The sequence below is a fragment of the Pseudomonas sp. PDM21 genome, from assembly GCF_014852505.2.
Classification (GTDB): domain Bacteria; phylum Pseudomonadota; class Gammaproteobacteria; order Pseudomonadales; family Pseudomonadaceae; genus Pseudomonas.
The window spans coordinates 1,627,365-1,651,517 of the sequence record NZ_CM181223.1; the positions used below are offsets into that span (position 1 = coordinate 1,627,365).

Sequence of the window (24,153 nt, forward strand, 5' to 3'; positions counted from 1 at the left end):
CGTCGCAGGCCAAGGGAGCAAGCACAGTGAGCCATCCCGAGATCCGCGTCTGGCAGGGCGACATCACCCGCCTCGACGTCGATGCCATCGTCAACGCCGCCAACAGTTCGCTGCTGGGCGGCGGTGGCGTCGACGGCGCTATCCACCGGGCCGCCGGCCCGGACCTGGTCCACGCCTGCCGCCCGCTGGGTGGCTGCAAGACCGGCCAGGCGAAGATCACCGCCGGCTTCCGCCTGCCGGCGCGCTTCGTTATCCACACCGTCGGGCCGGTCTGGCGCGGCGGCGAGCACGGCGAGTCGGAGCTGCTCGCCCAGTGCTACCGCAACAGCCTGCAGCTGGCCGAAGACAAGGGCCTCGCCAGCGTCGCGCTCCCCGCTATCAGTACCGGCATCTACGGCTATCCCGCCGAAGAGGCAGCACAGGTCGCCGTGGATGAGCTGCGTCGTCCACGGCGGCAGGGGAGTTCGTTGAAGGAGTTGGTGCTGGTGCCGTTCTCGGCGGAGATGGCAGAGCTGTATCGGCGCTTGCTGGCCTAGATCAACGGCAGGTCCGGCTCAGGCCATGTATTCCGGGCGTCCGTCGTCAATCCAGCGCTGATAACGCGCGTCGATGGCCGGGCTCAGCTTTGCGTAGTTGTCCCAGTTGTCGGTCACCGAATAGAGAGCCTCTTCGTCCACGCCGAACGTCTCGAAGTAGTCATCGATATAGCGGCTGTCATGATCCAGGCCCCGGTAGTAGGCAATGGTGAAGGCGTTGCCATGCGCAGCGAGGTCTTCACCGATCAGCTTCTCGTCCAGCACCTCGATCAGGAACCGGGCCCCGGTCATGTCCTTGCTCTGCAGCGCCGCCACTGCCTCGGCGGCATCCTCGAGCAACTCCTCGCTGACCATTTCATTGAGGATCAGCCAGGCCAGGAACATACCGATGTGGGTGGCGGCGGCGGACGGCGGCAGGTCTTCGGGGAAGTCGCCTTCGTAGTGCCAGGAGGCGTCATCGTATTTCATGGGAGCTCCGACTGCAGTTGGGCCGCTGATTCTGCCAGATCGGTAAGCACGTGGTTGGCGATGGGGCTCATCGTAGACGGGCCCCATGGGCGCGATCGCGCTCAATACGCTCTTCAAAAAGGCGATCCGCTCCTACCGTGTGAGTAGGAGCGGGCGTTCGGCCGGATCAGTAGGCCCCGCTCACCGAGGAGCGCGGCTGCACCGGATTGGCGTCGTTGGAAATGGTCACCTCGACGCGGCGGTTCATGGCGCGGCCGGCAGCAGTGCCGTTGCTCGATACCGGGTATTCCTTGCCATAGCCACGGGCGACGACGCGGTCCGGCGTCACGCCCTGGCTGAGCAGCGCCAGGCGGATGGCGTCGGCGCGACGCTCCGACAGGCCCTGGTTGTAGGAGGACGAGCCGCTGCTGTCCGTGTAGCCCTCGACGATCACCTTGCGCTCGGGGTTCTGCTGCAGGTAACCCGCCAGGTTCTGCACGTTGGTCATCGCGCCCGGCTTGAGTTCGGCTCGGTCGAGATCGAATAGCACGTCCCCGAAGGACACCATGGTCCCGCGGGAAGTCTGCTTGGCGTTCAGCTCGCCCTTGAGCTTGTTCAGCTGTGCGGTACGGGCGTCGAGACGGGCCTGGGCGCGCTGGGCGGAGGTGTTCTTCAGCTGATCCTCGGCGTCGCGCAGGGCCACGGTCTGGTTGGCCAGTTCGATGCGTTGCTGAGTCAGGTAGGCCAACTGGTCCACTTCCTTCTGGTTGGCGCCGTCGCGGTAGGCCTGGTCGGCCTTGCCCAGCCAGTCGCCGGCGTCCTTGGTTTCCAAGGCGGCCTGCTGCGTGGCCTGGGGCTCGGCCTGCAGGGCCTGGAAGTCGCCACGGGCTTTCTCCAGGTTGGCGTTGGGCGGCGTGGAGCAGGCGGCCAGGGCCAGGGCGAGGGTCGAGATGGCGGGCAGTACGATGAGTTTGTTCATGTCGAAATTCCTTATATGACCGGGCGTAGGGGCGGGATCACTGGGCCTGCTGCAGGCCTTCCTGACGCAACTCCATCACGCCCTGCTGGGCGTCCTTCACCGCGTTCTGGGCCTTCACGGCCTGGGACTTGCGCTCGGCCACGCGGGCGTCCCACTCGGCCTGCTGGGCCAGGTTGCGGGCCTGGTCGTATTCCTTGTCGTTCAGGGCGATGCGCGCCTGGGCGAGCTTGTCCTGGGCGTTCTTGGTTTCGACTGGCGCGTATTCCGGACCGCCGGAGCTGACGGCAGCGTTCACCGCGGACTCGGTGACGGCCATCTGCTCGCTCGGCGGGTTGCCGGCGCAGCCGGCCAGCAGCACGGCGCTGCCAAGGGCGAGCAGCCCCAGGCGCCAGCTGCGCAGCGAGGCACAGGAGGAAAGGGACGGGACGGTTCGAGCGCTCTGAGATTTCAGTTCCATTGGGTGAATCCTCTGACGATTGGTAGGGGGTTCCCTCGGCGTTTCGATTGCCGGCGGATGCGGGCCGCTCTCCGGCGCGGTTCTGCGTGGCAGAGAGTGGGCATCTGTTTAGGGGACTAAGTGTTTTGTCAGGGGGTTCAAAAAAAATGCCCGCCGTGCAGGCGGGCATTCTTCGGCAATCGGCGTCGATCAGCCGCGATGGCGCAGCAACCGCAGGCCGTTGAACACCACCAGCAGGCTGGCGCCCATGTCGGCGAACACCGCCATCCACAGGGTGCCTTCGCCGGCCAGGGTGAGGGCGAGGAATACCGCCTTGATGCCCAGCGCCAGCGTGATGTTCTGGATCAGCACCCGGTGGGTCTGGCGCGACAGGCGAATGAAGGACGGCAGTTTGCGCAGGTCGTCGTCCATCAGCGCGACGCCGGCAGTTTCGATGGCTGTGTCGGTACCGGCCGCGCCCATGGCGAAGCCGATGTCGGCGCGGGCCAGGGCCGGGGCGTCGTTGATGCCGTCGCCGACCATGCCGACGCGTTTTCCGCCTTCCTGGCGCTGCTTCACTTCGCGCAGCTTGTCCTCGGGCAGCAGGTTGCCCAGCGCCTCGTCGATACCGACCTGGGCGCCGATGGCGTTGGCGGTGTGCGGGTTGTCGCCGGTCAGCATCAGTGTCTTCACGCCCAGGTCGTGCAACTGGGCGACGGCTTCACGGCTGGTTTCCTTGACGCCATCGGCCACGGCGAACAGCGCCAGCGGGCCTTGCGCATCGAGCAGCACGATGACCGTCTTGCCCTGCTGTTCGAGGGCGTCGAGGCGGGCTTCCAGCTCCTTCGAGCACAGCTCCAGTTCCTCCACCAGGCGGTGGTTGCCCAGGTGAAAGGTACGGCCGTCGATCTCCCCCTTCACGCCGCGACCGGGCAGGGCGGTCAGCTCGCCGACGCTGTACAGCGCTATGTTGTCGGCCTCGGCGGCCTGGGCTACGGCGTGGGACACCGGATGGTCCGAGCGCGCGGCGAGGCTGGCAGCCAGGGCGCGCACGTCGCCGGCAGCGGATTCCCGCAGGGCGGTGAAGTCGGTCTGGCGCGGGCGGCCTTCGGTGAGGGTGCCGGTCTTGTCCAGGGCGATCCACTCCAGCGAACGGCCCATTTCCAGGAACACCCCGCCCTTGATCAGGATGCCCAGGCGAGCCGCCGCCGACAGGCCGCTGACGATGGTCACCGGCGTGGAAATCACCAGCGCGCAAGGGCAGGCGATCACCAGCAGCACCAGCGCGCGGTACACCCAGTCCAGCCAGGCGCCGCCGAAGAACAGCGGCGGCAGCAGCGCGGTGGTTATGGCGATAAGGAACACCACCGGTGTGTAGATGCGCGAGAACTGGTCGACGAAGCGCTGGGTCGGCGCGCGCGAGCCCTGGGCCTCTTCCACGGCGTGGATGATGCGCGCCAGGGTGCTGTCGTCGGCCACGCGGGTGACGCGGTATTCCAGCGCGCTTTCGCCGTTGATGGTGCCGGCGAACAGGGTGTCGCCGACCTGTTTTTCCACCGGCAGGCTCTCGCCGGTGATGGGTGCCTGGTTGACGCTGGAGCGGCCGTCGAGCACTTCGCCGTCCAGTGCGATGCGTTCGCCGGGGCGCACGCGCACCCGTGCGTCGAGGGCGACGGACTTGGCGGAAACCTCCTGCCACTGCCCCTCCACCTGCACGGTGGCCTGTTCCGGGGCCAGCTGCAGCAGGCCGCGAATGGCGTTGCGCGCGCGCTCCAGCGACTTGGCTTCGATTAGCTCGGCGATGGCGAACAGCACCGCCACCATGGCCGCTTCCGGCCACTGGCCGATCAGCATGGCGCCGGTCACGGCAATGCTCATCAGGGCGTTGATGTTGAGGTTGCGGTTCTTCAGGGCGATCCAGCCCTTGCGGTAGGTCGGCAGACCTGCACCGAGGATGGCAGCGACGGCCAGCACGGCCACCAGCCATTGCGGGCCGATGGCGAACCACTCGAAGAACTCCGCTGCGGCGGCCGCAACGGCGCCCGCGGCCAGCGGCCACCAGGGTTTCTGCTTGGCAGGCGGCGCGGACGCGGGAGCGTTTTCATCCACCGGTTCGGCCTGCATGCCGAGGGAGGCCACCAGCTTCTGCAGCGGTTCGATGCTGTCGAAGCGGTGCTGTACGCGCAGCAGGCGCTGCATCAGGTTGAAGTCCAGGTCCTCCACGGCGGACACGCGGCCCAGCGCGTCGCGCAGCAGGCGTTCCTCGGTGGGGCAGTCCATGGCCTCGATGCGCAGGCTGGTCCAGCGCAGTTCGCCGCTGGCCGAACCGGCCGCGGCCGTGGCGGCACTTTTGGCACGCGCACTGCGATCGTCGCCATGATCATGGGTGTGATCGTGATCGTGATCGTGATCGTGGTCATGCTTGTGCGGGGCAGGTTCGGTAGCCGGGGCGCGCAGCAGCGCGCCTTTGTCGCAGCCGCAGCAATCGGCGGCGTCATGTTCACGGTCCTGTACAGGGCCGTGAATGGTCGGCCCCTGGCGATTGACAGTCATGTCGTCCGTTCCTGTTTGACGAGTTGCTGTCGATTGCACACCCTGTAGCAACTACAGAGTCAAGCGTCCCTTGGCGAGGAGTCGAAAATGAAGATCGGTGAACTGGCGAAACTGACCGGCTGCCCGGTGGAGACCATCCGCTACTACGAGCGCGAAGGCCTGCTGCCCGCGCCATCGCGCAGCGAAGGCAACTACCGGCAGTACGATGCCAGCCACGTCGAGCGGCTGTCGTTCATCCGCCATTGCCGTTCGCTGGACATGACCCAGGAGGAGATCCGCATTCTCCTCGGCCTGCGCGACCGCCCCGAATCCGACTGCGGCACCGCCAACCGGCTGATCGACGAGCACCTGCACCACGTCGAGGTGCGCATCGCCGAGCTGCAGTCGCTCAGCCAGCAACTGCGCGACCTGCGCGCGCAGTGCCAGGGAGAGGGCAGCAGCGAGGATTGCGGCATCCTGCGCGAGCTGGAGCAGCCGGCGGAGCCGTCGGTGATTCCGGAGGCCTGCGCGGAGGCGGGGCATTTGCATGTGCCCGGCGTTCACGGCCGGCATTGATCGCATCCGGTGGGAGCGCGCTATGGGCCCGTTCCTACCGGATAGATCTGTGCTCGGATCGGCCCTCACCCTAACCCTCTCCCAGGGGGAGAGGGGACCGTTCGGTGCCGGATGAAACCACAGCGTCAGCCGGCACGATTTGCTCCCTCTCCCTGAGGGAGAGGGCTGGGGTGAGGGGGAAAGCACAAACACGGAACTACCAGTCGTAGGGCGCATAACGCGCCAGCGTTATCCGCCGATTGAGTAGCCGGCGGATAACCTGTTCCAGGTTATGCGCCCTACGAAAAACCAAACGCCCCGGCATCTGCCGGGGTGTTTGCATTCAGGAGTGCTCGGCCTCCGTCAGCTCATGCAGGTACTTGCGTGACAGCGCGAGGAAACGCGGCGTAGGGCCGATGTCCTCGTAGATCGGGTCGCCCTGTTCGTCCTGCGCCACCACCTTGGTCCCCTGCACATAGGGGAAGCTCGCTTCCAGCTCTTCCAGCGCCGCGTTGACCAGTTCCCCCAGCAGTTCCTCGACACTGCGCTTGGGGTACATGTCATGCAGCGCGGCCAGACGCGCGGCCGTCTCGACGTCCAGCGGAATGCTGTACTGGTGGTTGGTCATGCGCCCCCTGGCGTTCTTTTCCCAATGGCGTACCAGCTCGCGGATTTTCATGTTCACCTCTAGGGTCGTTACGTGGCGGTCGGCCCTCGTGAGGTCGCCGCAGGTTTTCCCATCGATGGGGATAACTTTCAGCCTAGACGTTGTCCGAGCAGGATTGCGGGCGTTCGTCGAACGCTTGCCTGCCGGCTGCGTCGGCGGCACTGTGAAATCAAGCGACGCCCTTTCAATCAAGGACTCTCACACCAAGGAGACCGTGATGCCGGATATCGACGCGCGTTTGCGCGAGGACGTTCACCTGCTCGGCGAGCTGCTCGGGCAGACCATCCGAGCCCAGTACGGGCAAGGCTTCCTCGACAAGATCGAGCTGATCCGCACTGGCGCCAAGGCCGCCCGGCGCGGCTCCGCCGAAGGCGCCAAGCAGCTCACCGCGACCCTCGACGGCCTGGGCGAAGATGAACTGCTGCCGGTGGCGCGCGCCTTCAACCAGTTCCTCAACCTGGCCAACATCGCCGAGCAGTACCACCGTATCCGCCGGCGCACGCCCAAGGAGCCGGAGCCCTTCGAGAATCGTGTGCTCGCCGAACTGCTGGGCCGCCTGCGCAAGTCCGGCCTGGGCGCCGAGGGCCTGGCGCGTCAGGTGGCGGACCTGGAGATCGAGCTGGTGCTCACCGCGCACCCCACCGAAGTGGCGCGCCGCACGCTGATCCAGAAGTACGACGCCATTGCCGGGCAACTGGCCGCCGGCGACCATTCCGACCTGCTGCCCGAAGAGCGCCAGGCGGTGCAGGAAAAACTCCAGCGCCTGATCGCTGAAGCCTGGCACACCGACGAGATCCGCCGTACCCGTCCGACCCCGGTGGACGAGGCGAAATGGGGGTTCGCGGTGATCGAACATTCCCTCTGGCACGCCTTGCCGGCCTTCCTCCGCCATGTGGACCGAACCCTGCAGGAAACCCTGGGGGAGCGCCTGCCGCTGAGCGCCGCGCCGATCCGCTTCGCCTCCTGGATGGGCGGCGACCGCGACGGCAACCCCAACGTCACCGCCGCCATCACCCGTGAGGTGCTGCTGCTGGCGCGCTGGATGGCGGCTGACCTCTATCTGCGCGACGTGGACAGCCTGGCCGCCGAGCTCTCCATGCAGCAGGCCAGCGATGAGCTGCGCGGCGAGGTCGGCGACCTCGCCGAGCCTTATCGCGCGCTGCTCAAGCAACTGCGCGAACGCCTGCGGGCCACCCGCGCCTGGGCCGAGCGCGCCATCCACAACAGCGAGGAACCGGGCGCCGAGGTGCTGCAGGACAACTGCGAACTGCTGGAACCACTGCAGCTCTGCTATCGCTCGCTGCAGGCCTGCGGCATGGGCGTGATCGCCGATGGCGACCTGCTCGATACCCTGCGCCGCGCCGCCACTTTCGGGCTGTTCCTGGCACGGCTGGACGTGCGCCAGGACTCCACGCGCCACGCTAACGCCATGGCCGAGATCACCGAGCACCTGGGCCTGGGCAATTACACCGAGTGGGACGAAAGCGTGCGTCAGGAATTCCTCCTGGAAGAACTCGCCAGCCGCCGCCCGCTGTTGCCGGTCAGCTACCAGGCCTCGGCCGAGACCGCCGAAGTCCTCGCCACCTGCCGTGTGGTGGCGCAGGCGCCGGCCGCTTCGCTGGGTTCCTACGTCATCTCCATGGCCGGGCAGCCGTCCGACGTGCTCGCCGTCCAGCTGCTGCTCAAGGAATGCGGGCTGGAGCGGCCGATGCGCGTGGTGCCGCTGTTCGAGACCCTGGATGACCTGGACAACGCCGGCCCCTGCATCGACCGCCTGCTCAGCCTGGACAGCTACCGCACCCGCCTGGCCGGGCCGCAGGAAGTGATGATCGGCTACTCCGACTCGGCCAAGGACGCCGGCACCCTGGCCGCGGCCTGGGCGCAGTACCGCGCGCAGGAGGCGCTGGTGGACATCTGTCGCAACCATGGCGTCGAGCTGCTGCTGTTCCACGGCCGTGGCGGCACCGTCGGGCGTGGCGGCGGCCCGGCCCACGCGGCGATCCTCTCGCAGCCGCCGGGCTCGGTGGCCGGGCGTTTCCGCACCACCGAGCAGGGCGAGATGATCCGCTTCAAGTTCGGCCTGCCGGACATCGCCGAGCAGAACCTCAACCTCTACCTGGCCGCCGTGCTGGAGGCCACCCTGCAGCCGCCGCCGGTGCCCGAGCCGGCCTGGCGCGAGGAGATGGACCGCCTGGCCGCCGATGGCGTGCTCGCCTACCGTGCGGTGGTGCGGGAGAACCCGCAGTTCGTCGATTACTTCCGCGAAGCCACGCCGGAGCAGGAGCTGGGCCGCCTGCCGCTGGGCAGCCGCCCGGCCAAGCGCCGCGAGGGCGGGGTGGAAAGCCTGCGGGCGATCCCCTGGATCTTCGCCTGGACCCAGACGCGCCTGATGCTGCCGGCCTGGCTGGGCTGGGAGGATGCCCTGTTCAAGGCTATCGAACGCGGCGAAGGTGCACTGCTGGGGCGCATGCGCAAGGAGTGGCCGTTCTTCACCACGCGGATCGACATGCTGGAGATGGTGCTGGCCAAGGCCGACCGGGAAATCGCCCAACTCTACGACGAGCGACTGGTGCAATCGGAACTGCGACCATTAGGTGCGCATTTACGCGACCTATTGTCGCAGTCGGTGCGAGTGGTGCTGGGGCTTACAGGGCAATCGCAGCTGCTCGCCCACGCCGCCGAGACACGCGAATCCATCGGTGTGCGCAACACCTACCTGGACCCGCTGCACCTGCTCCAGGCCGAGCTTCTGGCGCGCTCGCGGCGCTGCACGGGCGATGCCTGCGGCGGTCTGGAGCAAGCCATGCTGGTGACAGTGGCCGGTATTGCGGCGGGGCTGCGAAATACCGGCTGAGGGTCGGCAACCCCCCACCAAAGGTGGATTGCCGCGCTGCCAATTGAGATTAATTTGATGGCTGATCCCGGGTGCAAAACTGGCCCGGGATCGGCGTGCGCAGTCCCCATGGCCGGCTTGTGTGGTGTGGGACCGCTGTGTATCGTGAGCAACCTTTCGGCGCACCTCTGCGCCATTCCAAGCATGATGAGATTGGCCCCACGAGGCGGATCCGTGATTTCGCTTAACAAGTATTAAGGAGCATATCGATGCGTGTGATTCTGCTCGGGGCGCCCGGTGCCGGCAAAGGTACCCAGGCTCGCTTCATCACTGAGAAGTTTGGCATTCCGCAGATTTCCACCGGCGACATGCTGCGTGCAGCGGTCAAGGCTGGCACCGAGCTCGGCCTGCAGGCCAAGAGCGTAATGGACGCCGGCGGCCTGGTTTCCGATGACCTGATCATCAACCTGGTCAAAGAGCGCATCGCCCAGCCCGACTGCGCCAAGGGTTTCCTGTTCGACGGCTTCCCGCGCACCATTCCTCAGGCCGAGGCCATGAAGGAAGCGGGCGTTTCCATCGACCACGTGGTCGAGATCGCCGTGGACGACGAGGAAATCGTCGGCCGTATCGCCGGTCGCCGCGTTCACCCGGCCTCGGGTCGCGTCTACCACGTCGAGCACAACCCGCCGAAAGTGGCTGGCAAGGACGATGAGACCGGCGAAGAGCTGATCCAGCGCGAAGACGACAAGGAAGCCACCGTGCGTCACCGCCTGTCGGTCTACCACTCGCAGACCAAGCCGCTGGTCGACTTCTACCAGAAGCTGGCCGACGCCCAGGGCACTCCGAAGTACACCCGCGTCGAGGGTGTCGGTTCGGTCGAGCAGATCACCTCCAAGGTGCTAGGCGCTCTGAACTGATCCATCGCCGTATCAGCCAAAGGCCCGCACACGCGGGCCTTTGGCGTTTATAATGCCCGCCCGTTTTTTATCGCCCTGTTCTCAACGTCCTATGGAAAACACCATGCCCACGCTGCTGGCCCTGGATACCTCGACCGAAGCCTGTTCCGTCGCTCTGCTGCATGACGGCCGCCGGTTCGTACGCCATGAGGTGATCCCGCGCCTGCACGCCCAGCGCCTGCTGCCCATGGTGCAGGACATCCTCGGCGAGGCCGGCATCGCGCTGTCCGCCGTCGACGCCATCGCCTTCGGCCGCGGCCCCGGCGCCTTCACTGGCGTGCGGATCGCCATCGGCGTGGTGCAAGGCCTGGCTTTTGCGCTGCAGAAGCCGGTGCTGCCGATTTCCGACCTGGCGGTGCTGGCCCAGCGCGCTTACCGCGAACACGGTGCCCGTCAGGTGGCTGCGGCCATCGATGCGCGCATGGACGAGGTGTACTGGGGTTGCTACCGGCTGGAGCAGGGCGAGATGCGCCTGGCTGGCGCCGAAGCCGTCCTGCCGCCCGAGCGTGTCGAGCTGCCGAGCGGTGCCCAGGGCGACTGGTTCGGTTCCGGCACTGGCTGGGGCTTCGAGGAGCGCCTGGCGGTGAAGGTTGCCGCCTGTGATGCCAGCCTGCTGCCGCACTCCGAAGACCTGCTGACCCTGGCCGAATTCGCCTGGGTGCGGGGCGATGCGGTTGACGCAGAGCAGGCCCAGCCGATCTACCTGCGCGACAACGTGGCGACGCCCAAGAAAGCCTGACCTGTGCCAATTGACCGCAGTCGCGCGCGGTCGCTAGAGTGATGGGCATTCCCACCGAGTTTTCGCCATGCGTATCGACGGCTTTACCTCCACATCCCAGACCACGGAGCGCAGTTCCCGCACGGGCACTGCTGTTACGCCGTTCCGGGAAGTGCAGCGTGACGTCGAGACTCGCCGCGAGCAGCCCGCGCCGACCTCGGCCAGCCAGGGGCTCGACTCGCAGTCGCAGACCCGCCGCGTGGAGTCGTCCAACGCCAGCAGCTACAACCTGCCGGCGACCCTGCGTGACAACCTCGAGTACCAGCGCCCGCTGACCTCCCGCGCCGCCCAGGCGCTCGCCAGCTACACCAGCACCGCCAGCATGGTCAGTCAGTACGAAGGCCAGGAAGTCGTCGGTCTCGACCTCTACGCCTGATGCAACTGCCGTATTTCCTGGGCTGCCCTTCGTGGAACGAGCCCGCCTGGCGCGGCACTTTCTATCCCGCCGACCTGCGCCCCGCTGAAACACTGTCCTTCTACTCCCAGGTATTCAATGCCGTGGAAGGCAATACCACTTTCTACGCCCGCCCCAACACCGACACCCTCGTGCGCTGGGCGCAGACCATGCCGGAGACCTTCCGCTTCTGTGCCAAGCTGCCGCGCGACATCAGCCACGAGGGCGACCTGCGCGGCCAGCTGGAAAATACCCGGGACTTCCTCGCGCTGCTGGCGCCGCTGGGCCAGCGGGTGGCGCCGCTGTGGCTGCAGGTTTCCGCGAGTTTCGGCCCGGATCGCCTGGGCGAGCTGGCGGCCTGGCTGGATGAGTTCTCCGAGCGGCGCATCGCCGTGGAAGTGCGCCACCCGGCGTTCTTCGCCAAGGGTGACGAGGAGCGGGCGCTGAACCGACTGCTGCTGGACCGTGGGGTCGAGCGCATCTGCCTGGACTCGCGGGCGTTGTTTGCCGTGCAGTCCGATGATCCAGCCGTGCTCCATGCCCAGTCGAAGAAGCCCAAGGTGCCAGTGCGCCCGGCAGCCTTCAGCGACAGCCCTCAGGTGCGCTTCATCGGCGGGCCGGACCTGGACGCCAATCTCGTCCATCTCACGCCCTGGATCGGCAAGGTCGCCGAGTGGATCGAACAGGGCCTGACGCCCTATGTCTTCCTCCACACCCCGGACAACCACCGCGCCGCCGAACAGGCGCAGCGCTTCCACGCGTTGCTGCGAGAGCGCCTGCCGGGGCTGCCACCGCTTTTCGAGCCCAAGCCGGAAGTGGAACAGCTCGGCCTGCTCTGAGCCGCCAACTGTGCATGGCGCGCTGCAGGCGAGGGGACTAACCTGCTCCTTCCCCGTTCGGCAAGGAGACCGCCATGACCAACCAACAGCAACGTGGTGACGCCTTCCGCGCGCTGCACCTGCGCGACGGCCTGTTCGTCCTGCCCAATCCCTGGGATGCCGGCTCGGCGAAGATGCTCGCCCACCTGGGTTTCGAAGCCCTGGCGACCACCAGCGCGGGCTTGGCCTTCGCCCTTGGACGGCGCGACGCCGAAGGTACGGTGAGCCGTGACGAAGCGCTGGCCAATGCCCGCGCGATAGTCGAGGCGACGCCTCTGCCGGTGGCCGCCGATCTGGAGAACGGCTACGGCGATGCAGCGGAAGACTGCGCTGAAACGATCCGTCTGGCCGCTGCTTGCGGGCTGGTTGGCGGTTCCATCGAAGACGCCACCGGCCGCCCGGATGCGCCGATCTACCCGCTGGAGCTGGCAGTAGAGCGCGTCGCTGCCGCCGTGCAGGCCGCCCGCACGTTGCCGTTCACCTTCACACTGGCGGCGCGGGCGGAGAACTTCCTGCACGGCCGCGTCGACTTGGACGACACCATCCGCCGCCTGGTGGCCTTTGCCGAAGCCGGTGCTGACGTGCTCTACGCGCCGGGCCTGAAAACCCGCGAGGAAATCGCCGCCGTGGTCAGCGCCGTGGCGCCGCGCCCGGTCAACGTGCTGGTGGGCTCGCCGGCGCTGCAGTTGAATCTGGATGAGCTCGCCGAACTGGGCGTGAAGCGCGTCAGCGTCGGCTCCTGCCTGGCGCGCGCGGCTTACGGGGCGTTCTTCAGTGCTTCGCAAGCGCTGGCCGAGGGTGACCTGAGGCCCATGCACAGCGCCATGCCGTTCGACCGGATCAACGGGATGTTCCGGGGCTGAGCCTTGCGTTGGTGGTTGCTCGGATTCGTTGTCGTATGCACCGGCCTGGCGTTGGCGCTGCAGCAACGCTGGATCGAGTTGCCCATCCGCTGGAATCCCTGGGCGCCGCTGAACGTGCGCGATCAGCCGAACCTGCTGACCCGCTACAAGCTCTGGCGCCTGCGTGATGATGCCGACCTTTGCCAGTTGGCACTGCAAAGCTCCGACCTCAAGGCGCAGGCCATGGCCGACAGCGAACCCGTGGCCGGCTGTCCGTTGCACAACGTCTGGCGCGTGCAGGCTGCCGGGGTGAAGCTGAGCAGCAGCTTCCTCGCCAGTTGCCCGCTTGCGGTGAGTTTTTCGCTGTTCGAGCGTCACTCACTGCAAGCGGCCGCGCGGGAAGTCTACGGCCAGCCGGTGGTAGCAGTGGAGCACCTGGGCAGCTTCGCCTGCCGCAACATCTATGGCCGCGCTGATGCCCGGCGCAGCCAGCACGCCACTGCCAATGCGCTGGACATTGCCGCCTTCCGCCTGGCCGATGGCCGGCGCATCGTGGTAGCGAAGGACTGGAGCGGGGATGGCGACGCCGCGCGCTTCCTGCGCTCCGTGCGCGACCGCGCATGCGGCAACTTCGACGGCGTGCTCGGGCCGGACTACAACCGGGCGCACCACGATCACTTCCACCTCGACCTGGGCGGCTGGCAGATCTGCCGTTGAGCCCGCCCGCTGCGTGCTGCGGTAGAATGGCGGCTTTTCCCAGGATCGCCCGCCATGACCGAAGTCCTCACTCCGCCGCGCATCGTCGTCCAGGCGCTGGCGCCTGCCTGGCAGGCCGCCGCCGAGCAGTGGGCGCAGCGACTCGGTCTGCCGATGGGGGAGGGCGATGCCGATTTCGCCCTGCAGCTGGGGGATGACGGCTTGCAGCTGCTGCAGCTGGGGCCGGATTCGCCCGGCCCGGTGCGGGTGGATTTCCTCGAAGGGTCTGCTGCGCATCGCCGGCAGTTCGGCGGCGGCGCCGGGCAAATGATCGCCAAGGCCGTCGGCATCCAGCAGGGCGTTCGTCCCCGTGTGCTGGACGCCACCGCCGGGCTGGGCAAGGACGCCTTCGTGCTGGCGACGCTGGGGTGCGAGATGGATCTGACCGAGCGCCAGCCGATCATCGCCGCGCTGCTGGAAGACGGCCTGGCCCGTGCAGCGGGGGATTTCGAGGTGGGCGCGATCGTCGCGCGCATGCGCCTGCTGCAGGGCAACTCCATCGAGCGCATGGCCGCGTGGGAAGGGGAGGCGCCGCAGGTGATCTACCTCGACCCGATGTTCCCGCACCGCGACAAGAGTGCGCTGGTGAAGAAGGAAATGCGTCTGTTCCGCCCGCTGGTGGGCGATGACCTCGACGCTCCGGCGCTGCTGGAAGCCGCACTCAAGCTGGCCAGCCACCGCGTGGTGGTCAAGCGCCCGCGCAAGGCGCCGATCATTGAGGGTCAGAAACCCGGCTACAGCCTGGAAGGCAAGTCCAGCCGCTATGACATCTATCCGCTGAAAAGCCTGAAGGGCTGAGAGCCGCGCCTGTCGGTGTGACTCGCGGTCACGGGTGCATCAGGGTGCAAAGGCCCTGAGGAACAACGCCACCACTTCCTGCACATGGGCCTCGGACTCTTCCGGGGTCGGTGGATTCTCGCAGCCAATCATCAGGCGGAAATGCACGCAGCCCTGCACCAGCATCAGAAAGTGCTCGGCGGCCCGACGCGGACAGTCCATCTTCATCTTGCCCTGCTGGCGGGCCTGCTCCAGCAGGCGCTCCATCTGGTCCAGCACGCGCTGCGGGCCGGCCTCGAAGAACAGCTGCGAGAGATGCGGGTTGCCCGCGCCCTGGGCCACCATCAGCCGGCTCAGGGCAATCGCCTCGGGGCTGTTGATCAACTGGTTGAAGCCGCGGCCCAGGTTCAGCAGCAGGCTTTCCAGCGGCGCGTCGGCCGGCGGCTCGGCGAACAGCTCGGGCATGCGTTCGGCGCACTTGGCCTGCACTGCCTCGACGAACAATGTCTCCTTGTCCGTGAAGTGGCTGTACACGGTGAGCTTGGACACCCCGGCCTCGGCGGCGATGGCCTCCATGCTGCTGCCGTCGTAGCCGTAGCGCACGAACAGCTCCTTGGCGGCTTCGAGAATGGCCTTGCGCTTGGCTGGATCCTTGGGGCGACCCGGTCCGTTCGATGAGTTCGTTGGTGACATGTCTTTACATTTCTAATACTGGACTGATGGGTTCTGTATTTTTACTATACCGGCGAGTATAAGAATTCCAACCGCGTTTTGCGAAAGGTCACACATCATGTTCCGCCATGCTCTGTCTGTCGCGCTGCCTGCTGCCTTCATCCTTTCCCTTTCCGCCTGCGGTAACGGCGAACCGCCGAAGCCCGCGGTGCGCCCTGCCATCGTGGTGCAGCCGCTGCCGGCGCGGGATATCACCGAGGCGTATCCCGGTGAAGTGCATGCGCGCCATGAGCCGGAGCTGGCCTTTCGTATCGGCGGAAAAGTCAGCAAGCGTCTGGTGGAAACCGGCGAGCGGGTGAAGAAGGACCAGCCGCTGGCGGAACTCGATCCTGAAGACGTTCGCCTGCAGCTCGAGGCCACGCGGGCCCAGGTAGCCGCCGCCGAGGCCAACCTGCAGACGGTGCGCTCCGAATACGCCCGCTACAAGACCCTGCTGGAGCGCCAGCTGGTCAGCCAGTCGCAGTTCGACAACATCGAGAACACCTACCGCGCCGGCGAGGCGCGGGTGAAGCAGATCCGCGCGGAGTACGACGTGGCCAGCAACCAGGCCGGCTACGCGGTGCTGCGTTCGCCCCAGGACGGCGTGATCGCCACTCGACGGGTGGAAGTGGGGCAGGTGGTTGCCGCTGGGCAGACAGTCTTCACCCTGGCCGCCGATGGTGACCGCGAAGTGCTGATCAGCTTCCCCGAACACGCCTTCGAACGCTTCCGCGTCGGCGAGGCGGTGAGCGTCGAACTCTGGTCGCAGCGCGACAAGCGCTTCAGCGGCAAGATCCGCGAGCTATCGCCGGCTGCCGACCCCCAGTCACGCACCTTTGCCGCGCGGGTGGCGTTCGACGATGCCAAGGTGCCGGCCGAGCTGGGCCAGAGCGCCCGCGTCTACATCCATGCCGAGGGCACCGTGCCGCTCGCCGTGCCGCTCGCCGCGCTGACGTCCGAAGCTGGCCAGCCGTTCGTCTGGGTAGTCGATCCGAAAACCTCCACCCTGCATCGCCGCCTGGTGCGCATCGGACCATACGCCGAGGACCGCGTGCCGGTGCTCGAAGGCCTGAAGGATGGCGACTGGGTGGTGGCAGCGGGCGTGCAGGTGCTGCGTGAAGGTCAGGAGGTACGGCCTGTCGACCGGGAGAACCGGTCGGTCAAGCTGGTGGCGAAGGAGTAACGCCCGATGCAATTCAACCTTTCCGCCTGGGCGCTGCAGAACCGCTCCATCGTCCTGTACCTCATGCTCCTGCTGGGCATCGTCGGGACGCTGTCCTACTCCAAGCTGGGGCAGAGCGAGGACCCGCCGTTCACCTTCAAGGCCATGGTGGTGAAGACCAACTGGCCGGGCGCGACCGCCGAGGAAGTTTCGCGCCAGGTCACCGAGCGCATCGAGAAGAAACTGATGGAGACCGGTGATTTCGACCGCATCATCTCCTTCTCCCGCCCCGGTGAATCCCAGGTGACCTTTGTCGCTCGAGAGGACTTTCACTCCCGCGACATTCCCGAGCTCTGGTACCAGATCCGCAAGAAGGTCAACGACATCCGCTACACCCTGCCGCAGGGCATCCAGGGGCCGTTCTTCAATGACGAGTTCGGCACCACCTTCGGCAATATCTACGCGCTGTCGGGCAAGGGCTTCGACTACGCGGTGCTCAAGGACTACGCCGACCGCCTGCAGCTGCAACTGCAGCGCATCAAGGACGTCGGCAAGGTCGAGCTGGTCGGGCTGCAGGACGAGAAGATCTGGATCGACCTGTCCAACACCAAGCTCGCCACCCTCGGTCTGCCGCTGGCGGCCGTGCAGAAGGCGCTGGAAGAACAGAACGCGGTGACCGCCACCGGCTTCTTCGAGACCGCGACCGACCGCGTGCAACTGCGCGTCTCCGGACGTTTCGATTCGGTGGAGGACATCCGCTCCTTCCCGATCCGTGTCGGCGATCGCACCTTCCGCATCGGCGACGTCGCCGAGGTCCATCGCGGCTTCAACGACCCGCCCGCTCCGCGCATGCGCTTCATGGGCGAGGACGCCATCGGCATCGCCGTGGCCATGAAGGACGGCGGCGACATCCTGGTGCTGGGCAAGAAGCTCGACGCCGAGTTCGAACGCCTGCAGCAGACGCTGCCGGCGGGCATGGAGCTGCGCAAGGTGTCCGACCAGCCGGCAGCGGTGCGCGAAGGCGTGGGCGAGTTCGTCCGCGTGCTGGCCGAGGCGCTGATCATCGTGCTGCTGGTGAGCTTCTTCTCCCTCGGCCTGCGCACCGGCCTGGTGGTGGCGTTGTCGATCCCGCTGGTACTGGCGATGACCTTCGCCTGCATGTACTACTTCGGCATCGGCCTGCACAAGATATCCCTCGGCGCGTTGGTGCTGGCGCTGGGCCTGCTGGTGGACGACGCGATCATTGCCGTGGAGATGATGGCGGTGAAGATGGAACAGGGCTACGACCGGCTCAAGGCGGCGAGCTACGCCTGGACCAGCACGGCCTTCCCGATGCTCACCGGCACCCTGGTCACCGCCGCCGGCTTCCTGCCCATCGCTACCGCGCAGTCGGGCACCGGCGAGTACACCCGCTCGCTGTTCCAGGTGGTGACCATCGCGTTGCTGGTCTCCTGGATCGCCGCCGTGGTCTTCGTGCCCTACCTGGGCGAGAAGCTGTTGCCCGACCTCGCCAAGCGCCACGCGGAAAAGCACGGCGGCAGCGACAAGGGACACGACCCGTATTCGACGCCTTTCTACCAGCGCTTCCGTCGCGTGGTGGAGTGGTGTGTGCGCTACCGCAAGACGGTGATCCTGCTCACCGTGGCGGCCTTCATCGGCTCGATCATGCTGTTCCGCCTGGTGCCGCAGCAATTCTTCCCGCCCTCGGCGCGCCTGGAGCTGCTGGTGGACCTGAAGCTGGCCGAGGGTGACTCGCTGACCGCCACCACCGAGCAGGTCAACCGCCTGGAAAAAATGCTCGCCGAGCATCCGGGCATCGACAACTACGTAGCCTATATCGGCACCGGTTCGCCGCGCTTCTACCTGCCGCTGGACCAGCAACTGCCGGCGGCGAGCTTTGCGCAGTTCGTGGTCCTGGCCAAGAGCCTGGAGTCCCGTGAAGAGATTCGCCAGTGGCTGATCAAGCACATGAACGAAGACTTCCCGACCCTGCGTACCCGTATCAGCCGCCTGGAGAACGGCCCGCCGGTGGGCTACCCGGTGCAGTTCCGCGTCTCCGGCGAGCACATCCCGGAGGTCCGCGAACTGGCGCGCAAGGTCGCCGACAAGATGCGCGAGAACCCCCACGTGGTGAACGTGCACCTGGACTGGGAAGAGCCGAGCAAGGCGATCTTCCTCGACATCGACCAGGAACGCGCCCGCGCCCTCGGCGTGAGTACTTCGGACATCTCGCAGTTCCTGCAGAGCTCGCTGACCGGCTCCACCGTCAGCTACTACCGCGAGGACAACGAGCTGATCGAGATCCTGCTGCGTGGCGACGAGCGTGGTCGGCATGACCTCTCGCAACTGCCCAGCCTGTCGATGCAGACCAGCAGCGGGCGCAGCGTGGCGCTGTCGCAGGTGGCGACGCTGGAGTACGGCTTCGAGGAAGGCATCATCTGGCGGCGCAACCGCCTGCCCACGGTGACCATTCGCGCCGACATCTACGATGACTCGCTGCCAGCGACCCTGGTGAAGCAGATCTCGCCGACGCTGGACCCGATCCGCGCCGAGCTGCCCGACGGCTACCTGCTGGACGTCGGCGGCACCGTGGAGGATTCCGCCAAGGGGCAGAACTCGGTGAACGCCGGTGTGCCGCTGTTCATCGTGGTGGTGCTCAGCCTGCTGATGATCCAGCTGCGCAGCTTCTCGCGGATGATCATGGTGTTCCTCACCGCGCCCCTGGGGCTGATCGGCGTGACCCTGTTCCTGCTGGTGTTCCAGAAGCCCTTCGGCTTCGTCGCCATGCTCGGCACCATCGCCCTGGCGGGGATGATCATGCGCAACTCGGTGATCCTCGTGGACCAGATCGAACAGGACCGCGCCCACGGCCTGGACACCTGGCACGCCATCATCGAGGCCACGGTGCGGCGCTTCCGCCCCATCGTGCTGACCGCCCTGGCCGCCGTACTGGCGATGATCCCGCTGTCGCGCAGCGTGTTCTTCGGGCCGATGGCCGTGGCGATCATGGGCGGCCTGATCGTCGCCACGGCGCTGACCCTGCTGTTCCTGCCGGCGCTCTATGCGGCGTGGTTCAGGGTGAAAAAGGAAGTCTAGCCCCGGCTTTCCCAGTGGGGGCAGGCATGAAAAAGCCCGGCGGTTGCCGGGCTTTTCTTTTGTTTTCTGGCGAGACTCAGAGCACCCCGAATACCTTCTTCGCCAGACCGGTGGCCGCTGCAGTCGGGTTCTGGCGGATGGTCTTTTCCTGTTCGGCGATGAGCTTGAACAGACCGTCCAGCGCTTCCTCGGTCACGTAGTTCTCGATGTTCGCGTTCTTCGCATCGACCACGCCGAAGGCGGCGGCCTGGCTCGCGAAGGCGTTGTACTGCTTGGCCACGCCAACCTGGTCAGTGGCTTGTTTGATGATCGGCAGGAACTTGGCGCGCAGTTGATCGCGGCTGCTGCGGTTCAGGTAGTCGGTGGCGGAGTGGTCGCCGCCCTGGAGGATGCCCTTGGCGTCGGTCACGCTCATCTTCTTCACCGCATCGACCAGCAGCGCCTGCGCTTGCGGCATGGCGGCCTCGGCTGCCTTGTTCATGCTTGCCTCGAGCTGGTCGACCTGGGCGCCCATGCCGAACTGCTTCATGGTCTTGGCGGCCTTGCCCAGCTTGCCGGGCAGTTCGATGCGCACGGCCGGGTCATTGCTGAAGCCGCCGGGCTGGCTGAGCTGCTTCACGGCCACCTGTGCACCCTGCGTCAGCGCATCCTTCAGGCCGCCGGTGGCGTCGCTCTGGCTGAGGTCGGAGAGGGACAGGGCGAAGGCATTGACGGACAGCAGGGCGCCGGCCAGCAGAACGGGGAATCGCAGCATCGGTACTTCCTTGGCGAAACCCGGCGGCTTGCGTACCGCCGAGGTGGAGAATGGAGGGGGGAGATTAACGGAGGATGGCCGCCGGGGAAAACCCGGCGGCGCGGTGAATCAGCGCACGGGGTCGACGCGGACGCGAAGCGGTTGCGAGTCGCTGCCGTCGAGTTTGACGCTGTGGCGCTCGGTGGTGATGAACAGCAGGCGGCCGCCGTCCTCGATGCGCGCGTTGACGGCGTAAGTGTGTCCCGGTTTGACCTGGTTGCGGTCGTAATCCAGATGGAACGCCAGCGGCACCTGGCGGCCAGGCTCCAGTTGCTGCTGGGCCAGATCGACGGCCGGGGCATCGGCCAGCGATACGTCCTGCAGGCTGACGGTGACCTGGGCGGTCGGCGGCAGGGCGATGCGCTGCAGGTAGAAGACTTCACCATCCAGCGAAGCCTTGTCGCCGGAGGAAGTGGCACTGCAGGCGGCGAGCAGGCCGGTCATCAGCAGCAGGGGAAGGGTTTTCTTCATGGAGCTCTCCTTTGAACCAAGGGGCGTCAGACCATTGTGCACGGCGATAGTTGCTTCGCACATGACTTGTTCAATGACGATTGCCCTGAGAGCCATGCTGTTTGTCTAGGCGTAGGTTTCAGCGTCGACCAGAAGCTTGCCCTCCAGGTCCTTGGCCGAGAGAAGGGGCATCTTCTCCTCCAACGGCCAATCGATCTTCAGGTCGGGGTCGTCCCAGCGGATGCAACGCTCATGCTGGGGAGCGTAATAGTCGGTGGTCTTGTACAGAAACTCCGCTGAGTCGCTCATGACGATGAATCCGTGGCCGAATCCTTCGGGCATCCACAGCTGGTGTTTGTTTTCGGCACTGAGCACTGCACCTGCCCATCGGCCGAAGTTGGGCGAGGAGCGACGCAGGTCGACGGCGACGTCGAACACCGTACCGCTGACAACCCTCACCAGCTTTCCTTGTGGCTGCTGTATCTGATAGTGCAATCCACGCAGCACGCGTTTCGCGGATCGGGAATGATTGTCCTGAACGAATTGCACCCGGCGGCCGATGGCCTCTTCGAAGTGTCTGTGGTTGAAGCTTTCGAAGAAGAACCCTCGGTCGTCGCCGAAGACCCTGGGTTCGATCTTGAAGACCTCCGGAAGTGCCAGTGGAGTTGCTCTCATCAGTAAACAGCCTCTTTAAGCAGGTGCTTCAGGTACTTGCCGTAGTCGTTCTTGCACAGAGGTTCCGCCAGCTTTTCCAGCGTTTCGGCATCAATCCATTTATGACGGAAAGCAACTTCCTCCGGGCAGGCAACTTTCAGCCCCTGACGATGCTCAAGTGTGGCGATGAAATGGCTGGCTTCGAGCAAGGAGTCATGGGTACCGGTATCCAGCCAGGCATAACCGCGCCCCATGATTTTCACCTTCAGGTCGCCAGATTCCAGATAGCAGCGATTCAGGTCGGTGATCTCCAGCTCTCCGCGGGCGGACGGCTTGATGCTCTTGGCGATGTCCACGACTCGATTGTCGTAGAAGTACAGACCGGTCACGGCGTAGTTGGATTTGGGGGCGCGGGGCTTCTCTTCCAGGCTCATGGCTTTGCCGGTCGAGTCGAACTCCACGACGCCATAACGCTCCGGGTCCTGGACGTGGTAGGCGAACACGCTGGCGCCGGTCTCCTGTTGCGTTGCGTTGCGCAACAACTCGGGGAAGTCATGGCCGTGGAAGATGTTGTCGCCCAGCACCAGTGCGCAGCGATCTTGTCCAATGAACTGCTCGCCTATCAGGAAGGCCTGTGCAAGGCCGTCGGGGGAGGGTTGCACGGCGTACTGCAGGCTCAGTCCCCACTTGTTGCCATCGCCGAGCAGCTGTTCGAAGCGTGGAGTGTCTTGTGGCGTGGAGATGATCAGAATGTCTCGTATCCCTGCCAGCATCAGTGTCGTGAGGGGGTAGTAGATCATTGGCTTGTCATAAACCGGCAGCAGCTGCTTGGAAATGGCCAATGTGGCGGGGTGCAGGCGTGTGCCTGAACCGCCGGCGAGAATGATGCCCTTGCGTGTCATTGGATGGCCCCTGCTAATTCGTGAATCAGGCGTTGCGCGTGGTGTTGCCATTCAGGCAGTGCCACGCCGAAAGTGCTCTGCAGCTTGCGTGTCGACAGCCGTGAGTTGGCAGGTCGGTGAGCCGGTAGTGGGTACTCCGCAGTACTGATCGGTAACACCTGGTCTGCTGGGCAAGTCAGGGCAACGCCCAGTTGCAATGCTTGTTTCACGATGAACTGCGCAAATCCGTACCAAGTGGTTTCGCCCCCGGCGACCAGGTGATAGGTACCGCTGGCTTTATCGTTCAGCTGCGATTCCTGGCTTAGTCGCGCGAGTACCAGTGCCGTGATGTCCGCGATCAGCTCGGCGCTGGTGGGGGCACCCACTTGATCGGCTATCACTTTGAGTTCGGTGCGTTCACCAGCGAGCCGCAGGATCGTTTTCGCGAAGTTGTTCCCTCGGGCCGCATACACCCAACTGGTGCGGAAAATGAGGTGCCGGCAGCCACTGGCTCGAATCGTCTCCTCGCCGTCCAACTTGGTTCGGCCGTAGATATTCCGGGGGCCAGTCACGTCCGTTTCGGCGTAGGGAGAATTCCCGTCGCCGCTGAAGACGTAATCGGTGGAGTAATGCACCAGCCAGGCATTCGATTTTGCGGCGGCGACTGCCATTGCCTGGACGGCTTCGCTGTTAATACGGCGCGCGCCAGCCTCGTCAGATTCGGCCTTATCCACGGCAGTGTAGGCAGCGGCGTTGACGATGAACTGAGGACGGATCTTGGCGATCAGGTTGTCCACGGCCTTGATGTCGTTCAGATCAGCCATTGCCCGATCACAGGAGATGAGCATGCCGAGCGGAGCCAGGGCGCGCTGCAGTTCCCAGCCGACCTGGCCGTTGGCGCCGAATAAAAGAATCCTTTTCATATGTATTGCCTGCCGATCCAGTCGCTGTACGCTCCGCTGGTGATGCTGGTTACCCAGGCCTGATTCTCGAGGTACCAGCGAACCGTTTTTCGAATGCCGGTTTCGAAGGTCTCTGCCGGTTTCCAGCCGAGCTCCCGCTCCAGCCGGGTGGCGTCGATGGCATAGCGGCGGTCATGACCTGGGCGATCCTTGACGAACGCAATCTGTTGGCGATAGCTCTGGCCGTCGTGTCTTGGGTGCTCCTGATCGAGGATGTCGCAGAGCGTCTGTACCACGTCGATGTTGGCTTTTTCGTTCCAGCCGCCGATGTTGTAGGTCTCACCCGGCACGCCCGCCTCCAGGACACGCCGTATGGCACTGCAATGGTCCTTCACGTACAGCCAGTCCCTGACTTGCTGGCCGTCCCCATAGATCGGCAAGGGCTTCGCCGCCAAGGCGTTGTGAATGACCAGCGGGATCAGCTTCTCCGGGAAGTGATAGGGCCCATAGTTGTTCGAGCAGTTGGTCGTCAGGACGGGCAGCCCATAGGTGTGGTGATAGGCGCGTACCAGATGATCGGACGCAGCCTTGGAAGCTGCGTAAGGGCTGTTGGGTTCGTAGCGATGCTGTTCGGTGAATGCCGGCGCCTTTGGCATCAAGGAACCGTAAACTTCATCCGTGGAAACATGCAGGAAGCGGAAGGTCGCCTGTTCATTGCCGGAGAGTCGTTGCCAGTAAGCACGTGTGCACTCCAGCAGCCTGAATGAGCCGACGATATTGGTCTGAATGAATTCATCCGGGCCGTGGATCGAGCGATCGACATGGGACTCCGCAGCGAAATGGAGAATGGCGCGGGGGCGATGTGCTTGCACTATTTGCTCGATCAGCGCCGCGTCGCCGATATCTCCTTTGATGAAGAGATGCCGGGGATCGTTTTTCAGGCTTTCGAGATTCTGGCGGTTTCCCGCGTAAGTCAGCTTGTCGAGACTGACGACAGGCTCGTTATGAGCTGCCAGCCAGTCGAGCACGAAGTTGGAGCCGATAAAGCCGGCGCTTCCGGTGACTAGAATCGTCATGGAGTAGATCCTGTTGCGTGGTTAGGCGAAAGCTGCTGCGACTGCCCGCCGCGGAGTGGCAC

At 65.4% G+C, this 24,153-nt stretch carries 24 protein-coding genes; 12 read left to right on the plus strand and 12 right to left on the minus strand.

All coding sequences use genetic code 11. The annotated features are described in order from the left end of the window. Window positions 1–26: 26 nt before the first annotated feature. A complete protein-coding gene (locus IB275_RS07735; protein ID WP_192289444.1) occupies window positions 27–536 on the plus strand; it encodes an O-acetyl-ADP-ribose deacetylase in 510 nt (169 codons plus the stop codon). An 18-nt stretch (window positions 537–554) separates the two neighbouring features. On the opposite strand, the gene IB275_RS07740 is transcribed toward IB275_RS07735, so the two are convergent. From IB275_RS07740 to IB275_RS07755, 4 genes are all read right to left on the minus strand, one after another. Beyond that, window positions 555–1,004 carry a DUF7832 domain-containing protein gene (locus IB275_RS07740; RefSeq protein WP_192289442.1) on the minus strand — a complete coding sequence of 150 codons (450 nt, stop codon included), beginning with the start codon at window positions 1,002–1,004 and terminating at the stop codon, window positions 555–557. 166 nt (window positions 1,005–1,170) lie between these two features. After that, window positions 1,171–1,962, minus strand: coding sequence for a lipotoxin F family OmpA-related lipoprotein LptF (gene lptF, locus IB275_RS07745; protein ID WP_192289440.1), 792 nt, complete (start codon window positions 1,960–1,962; stop codon window positions 1,171–1,173). A 37-nt stretch (window positions 1,963–1,999) separates the two neighbouring features. Then, a complete protein-coding gene (locus IB275_RS07750) occupies window positions 2,000–2,419 on the minus strand; it encodes a DUF4398 domain-containing protein (protein WP_192289438.1) in 420 nt (139 codons plus the stop codon). A gap of 189 nt (window positions 2,420–2,608) precedes the next feature. Beyond that, window positions 2,609–4,951, minus strand: coding sequence for a heavy metal translocating P-type ATPase (locus tag IB275_RS07755; protein ID WP_225607759.1), 2,343 nt, complete (start codon window positions 4,949–4,951; stop codon window positions 2,609–2,611). Between the two features lie 87 nt (window positions 4,952–5,038). Here IB275_RS07755 and cadR point away from each other — a divergent pair, with 87 nt between their 5' ends. Continuing rightward, entirely contained in the window at window positions 5,039–5,506 is a 468-nt protein-coding gene (gene cadR, locus IB275_RS07760) for a Cd(II)/Pb(II)-responsive transcriptional regulator (RefSeq protein WP_088417911.1), read from the plus strand. Window positions 5,507–5,828: 322 nt separating this feature from the next. Here cadR and IB275_RS07765 read toward each other — a convergent pair whose 3' ends face one another. Further along, a complete protein-coding gene (locus IB275_RS07765; RefSeq protein ID WP_192289436.1) occupies window positions 5,829–6,164 on the minus strand; it encodes a pilin assembly protein in 336 nt (111 codons plus the stop codon). A 205-nt stretch (window positions 6,165–6,369) separates the two neighbouring features. Here IB275_RS07765 and ppc point away from each other — a divergent pair, with 205 nt between their 5' ends. The 8 genes from ppc (at window position 6,370) to IB275_RS07805 (ending at window position 14,387) form a co-directional block, all read left to right on the plus strand. Further along, complete coding sequence (gene ppc, locus IB275_RS07770) at window positions 6,370–9,006, plus strand: phosphoenolpyruvate carboxylase (RefSeq protein ID WP_192289434.1); 2,637 nt, start codon at window positions 6,370–6,372, stop codon at window positions 9,004–9,006. Between the two features lie 248 nt (window positions 9,007–9,254). Beyond that, complete coding sequence (gene adk / locus IB275_RS07775) at window positions 9,255–9,902, plus strand: adenylate kinase (RefSeq protein ID WP_081517842.1); 648 nt, start codon at window positions 9,255–9,257, stop codon at window positions 9,900–9,902. A gap of 103 nt (window positions 9,903–10,005) precedes the next feature. Continuing rightward, window positions 10,006–10,680: a tRNA (adenosine(37)-N6)-threonylcarbamoyltransferase complex dimerization subunit type 1 TsaB gene (gene tsaB / locus IB275_RS07780; protein ID WP_192289432.1), complete on the plus strand. Its 675-nt coding sequence runs from the start codon at window positions 10,006–10,008 to the stop codon at window positions 10,678–10,680. 67 nt (window positions 10,681–10,747) lie between these two features. Beyond that, window positions 10,748–11,095: a hypothetical protein gene (locus IB275_RS07785; RefSeq protein ID WP_192289430.1), complete on the plus strand. Its 348-nt coding sequence runs from the start codon at window positions 10,748–10,750 to the stop codon at window positions 11,093–11,095. Next, entirely contained in the window at window positions 11,092–11,952 is an 861-nt protein-coding gene (locus tag IB275_RS07790) for a DUF72 domain-containing protein (RefSeq protein WP_192290627.1), read from the plus strand. The genes IB275_RS07785 and IB275_RS07790 overlap by 4 nt, the downstream gene beginning before the upstream one ends. A gap of 74 nt (window positions 11,953–12,026) precedes the next feature. Further along, on the plus strand, window positions 12,027–12,854 hold the full coding sequence (locus tag IB275_RS07795; RefSeq protein ID WP_192289428.1) for an isocitrate lyase/PEP mutase family protein: 828 nt from the start codon (window positions 12,027–12,029) through the stop codon (window positions 12,852–12,854). Between the two features lie 3 nt (window positions 12,855–12,857). After that, window positions 12,858–13,550, plus strand: a complete 693-nt coding sequence (locus tag IB275_RS07800) for an extensin-like domain-containing protein (RefSeq protein WP_192289426.1) — start codon at window positions 12,858–12,860, stop codon at window positions 13,548–13,550. Between the two features lie 54 nt (window positions 13,551–13,604). After that, window positions 13,605–14,387 (plus strand): class I SAM-dependent methyltransferase, encoded by a 783-nt coding sequence (locus IB275_RS07805; protein WP_192289424.1) that lies wholly within the window; start codon window positions 13,605–13,607, stop codon window positions 14,385–14,387. Window positions 14,388–14,426: 39 nt separating this feature from the next. Here the strand turns inward: IB275_RS07805 and IB275_RS07810 are convergent, their stop codons facing one another. Further along, window positions 14,427–15,059, minus strand: coding sequence for a TetR/AcrR family transcriptional regulator (locus tag IB275_RS07810; protein WP_138212639.1), 633 nt, complete (start codon window positions 15,057–15,059; stop codon window positions 14,427–14,429). 97 nt (window positions 15,060–15,156) lie between these two features. Between IB275_RS07810 and IB275_RS07815 the strand changes: the two genes are divergently transcribed. Together IB275_RS07815 and IB275_RS07820 are read left to right on the plus strand one after the other, a co-directional pair. Beyond that, on the plus strand, window positions 15,157–16,260 hold the full coding sequence (locus IB275_RS07815) for an efflux RND transporter periplasmic adaptor subunit (protein ID WP_192289422.1): 1,104 nt from the start codon (window positions 15,157–15,159) through the stop codon (window positions 16,258–16,260). Window positions 16,261–16,266: 6 nt separating this feature from the next. Beyond that, the gene (locus IB275_RS07820; protein WP_192289420.1) at window positions 16,267–19,335 is read left to right on the plus strand and encodes an efflux RND transporter permease subunit; all 3,069 of its coding nucleotides are present in this window, start codon (window positions 16,267–16,269) and stop codon (window positions 19,333–19,335) included. Window positions 19,336–19,411: 76 nt separating this feature from the next. Here IB275_RS07820 and IB275_RS07825 read toward each other — a convergent pair whose 3' ends face one another. From IB275_RS07825 to rfbB, 6 genes are all read right to left on the minus strand, one after another. After that, the gene (locus tag IB275_RS07825; protein ID WP_081517852.1) at window positions 19,412–20,089 is read right to left on the minus strand and encodes a DUF4197 domain-containing protein; all 678 of its coding nucleotides are present in this window, start codon (window positions 20,087–20,089) and stop codon (window positions 19,412–19,414) included. Between the two features lie 108 nt (window positions 20,090–20,197). Beyond that, window positions 20,198–20,599 (minus strand): YbaY family lipoprotein, encoded by a 402-nt coding sequence (locus IB275_RS07830; protein ID WP_192289418.1) that lies wholly within the window; start codon window positions 20,597–20,599, stop codon window positions 20,198–20,200. A gap of 105 nt (window positions 20,600–20,704) precedes the next feature. Then, window positions 20,705–21,253 carry a dTDP-4-dehydrorhamnose 3,5-epimerase gene (rfbC, locus tag IB275_RS07835; protein WP_192289416.1) on the minus strand — a complete coding sequence of 183 codons (549 nt, stop codon included), beginning with the start codon at window positions 21,251–21,253 and terminating at the stop codon, window positions 20,705–20,707. Next, on the minus strand, window positions 21,253–22,134 hold the full coding sequence (rfbA, locus tag IB275_RS07840) for a glucose-1-phosphate thymidylyltransferase RfbA (protein ID WP_192289414.1): 882 nt from the start codon (window positions 22,132–22,134) through the stop codon (window positions 21,253–21,255). The genes rfbC and rfbA overlap by 1 nt, the downstream gene beginning before the upstream one ends. Continuing rightward, window positions 22,131–23,036, minus strand: coding sequence for a dTDP-4-dehydrorhamnose reductase (rfbD, locus tag IB275_RS07845; protein ID WP_192289412.1), 906 nt, complete (start codon window positions 23,034–23,036; stop codon window positions 22,131–22,133). The genes rfbA and rfbD overlap by 4 nt, the downstream gene beginning before the upstream one ends. After that, on the minus strand, window positions 23,033–24,091 hold the full coding sequence (gene rfbB, locus IB275_RS07850) for a dTDP-glucose 4,6-dehydratase (protein ID WP_192289410.1): 1,059 nt from the start codon (window positions 24,089–24,091) through the stop codon (window positions 23,033–23,035). The genes rfbD and rfbB overlap by 4 nt, the downstream gene beginning before the upstream one ends. Window positions 24,092–24,153: the final 62 nt, after the last annotated feature.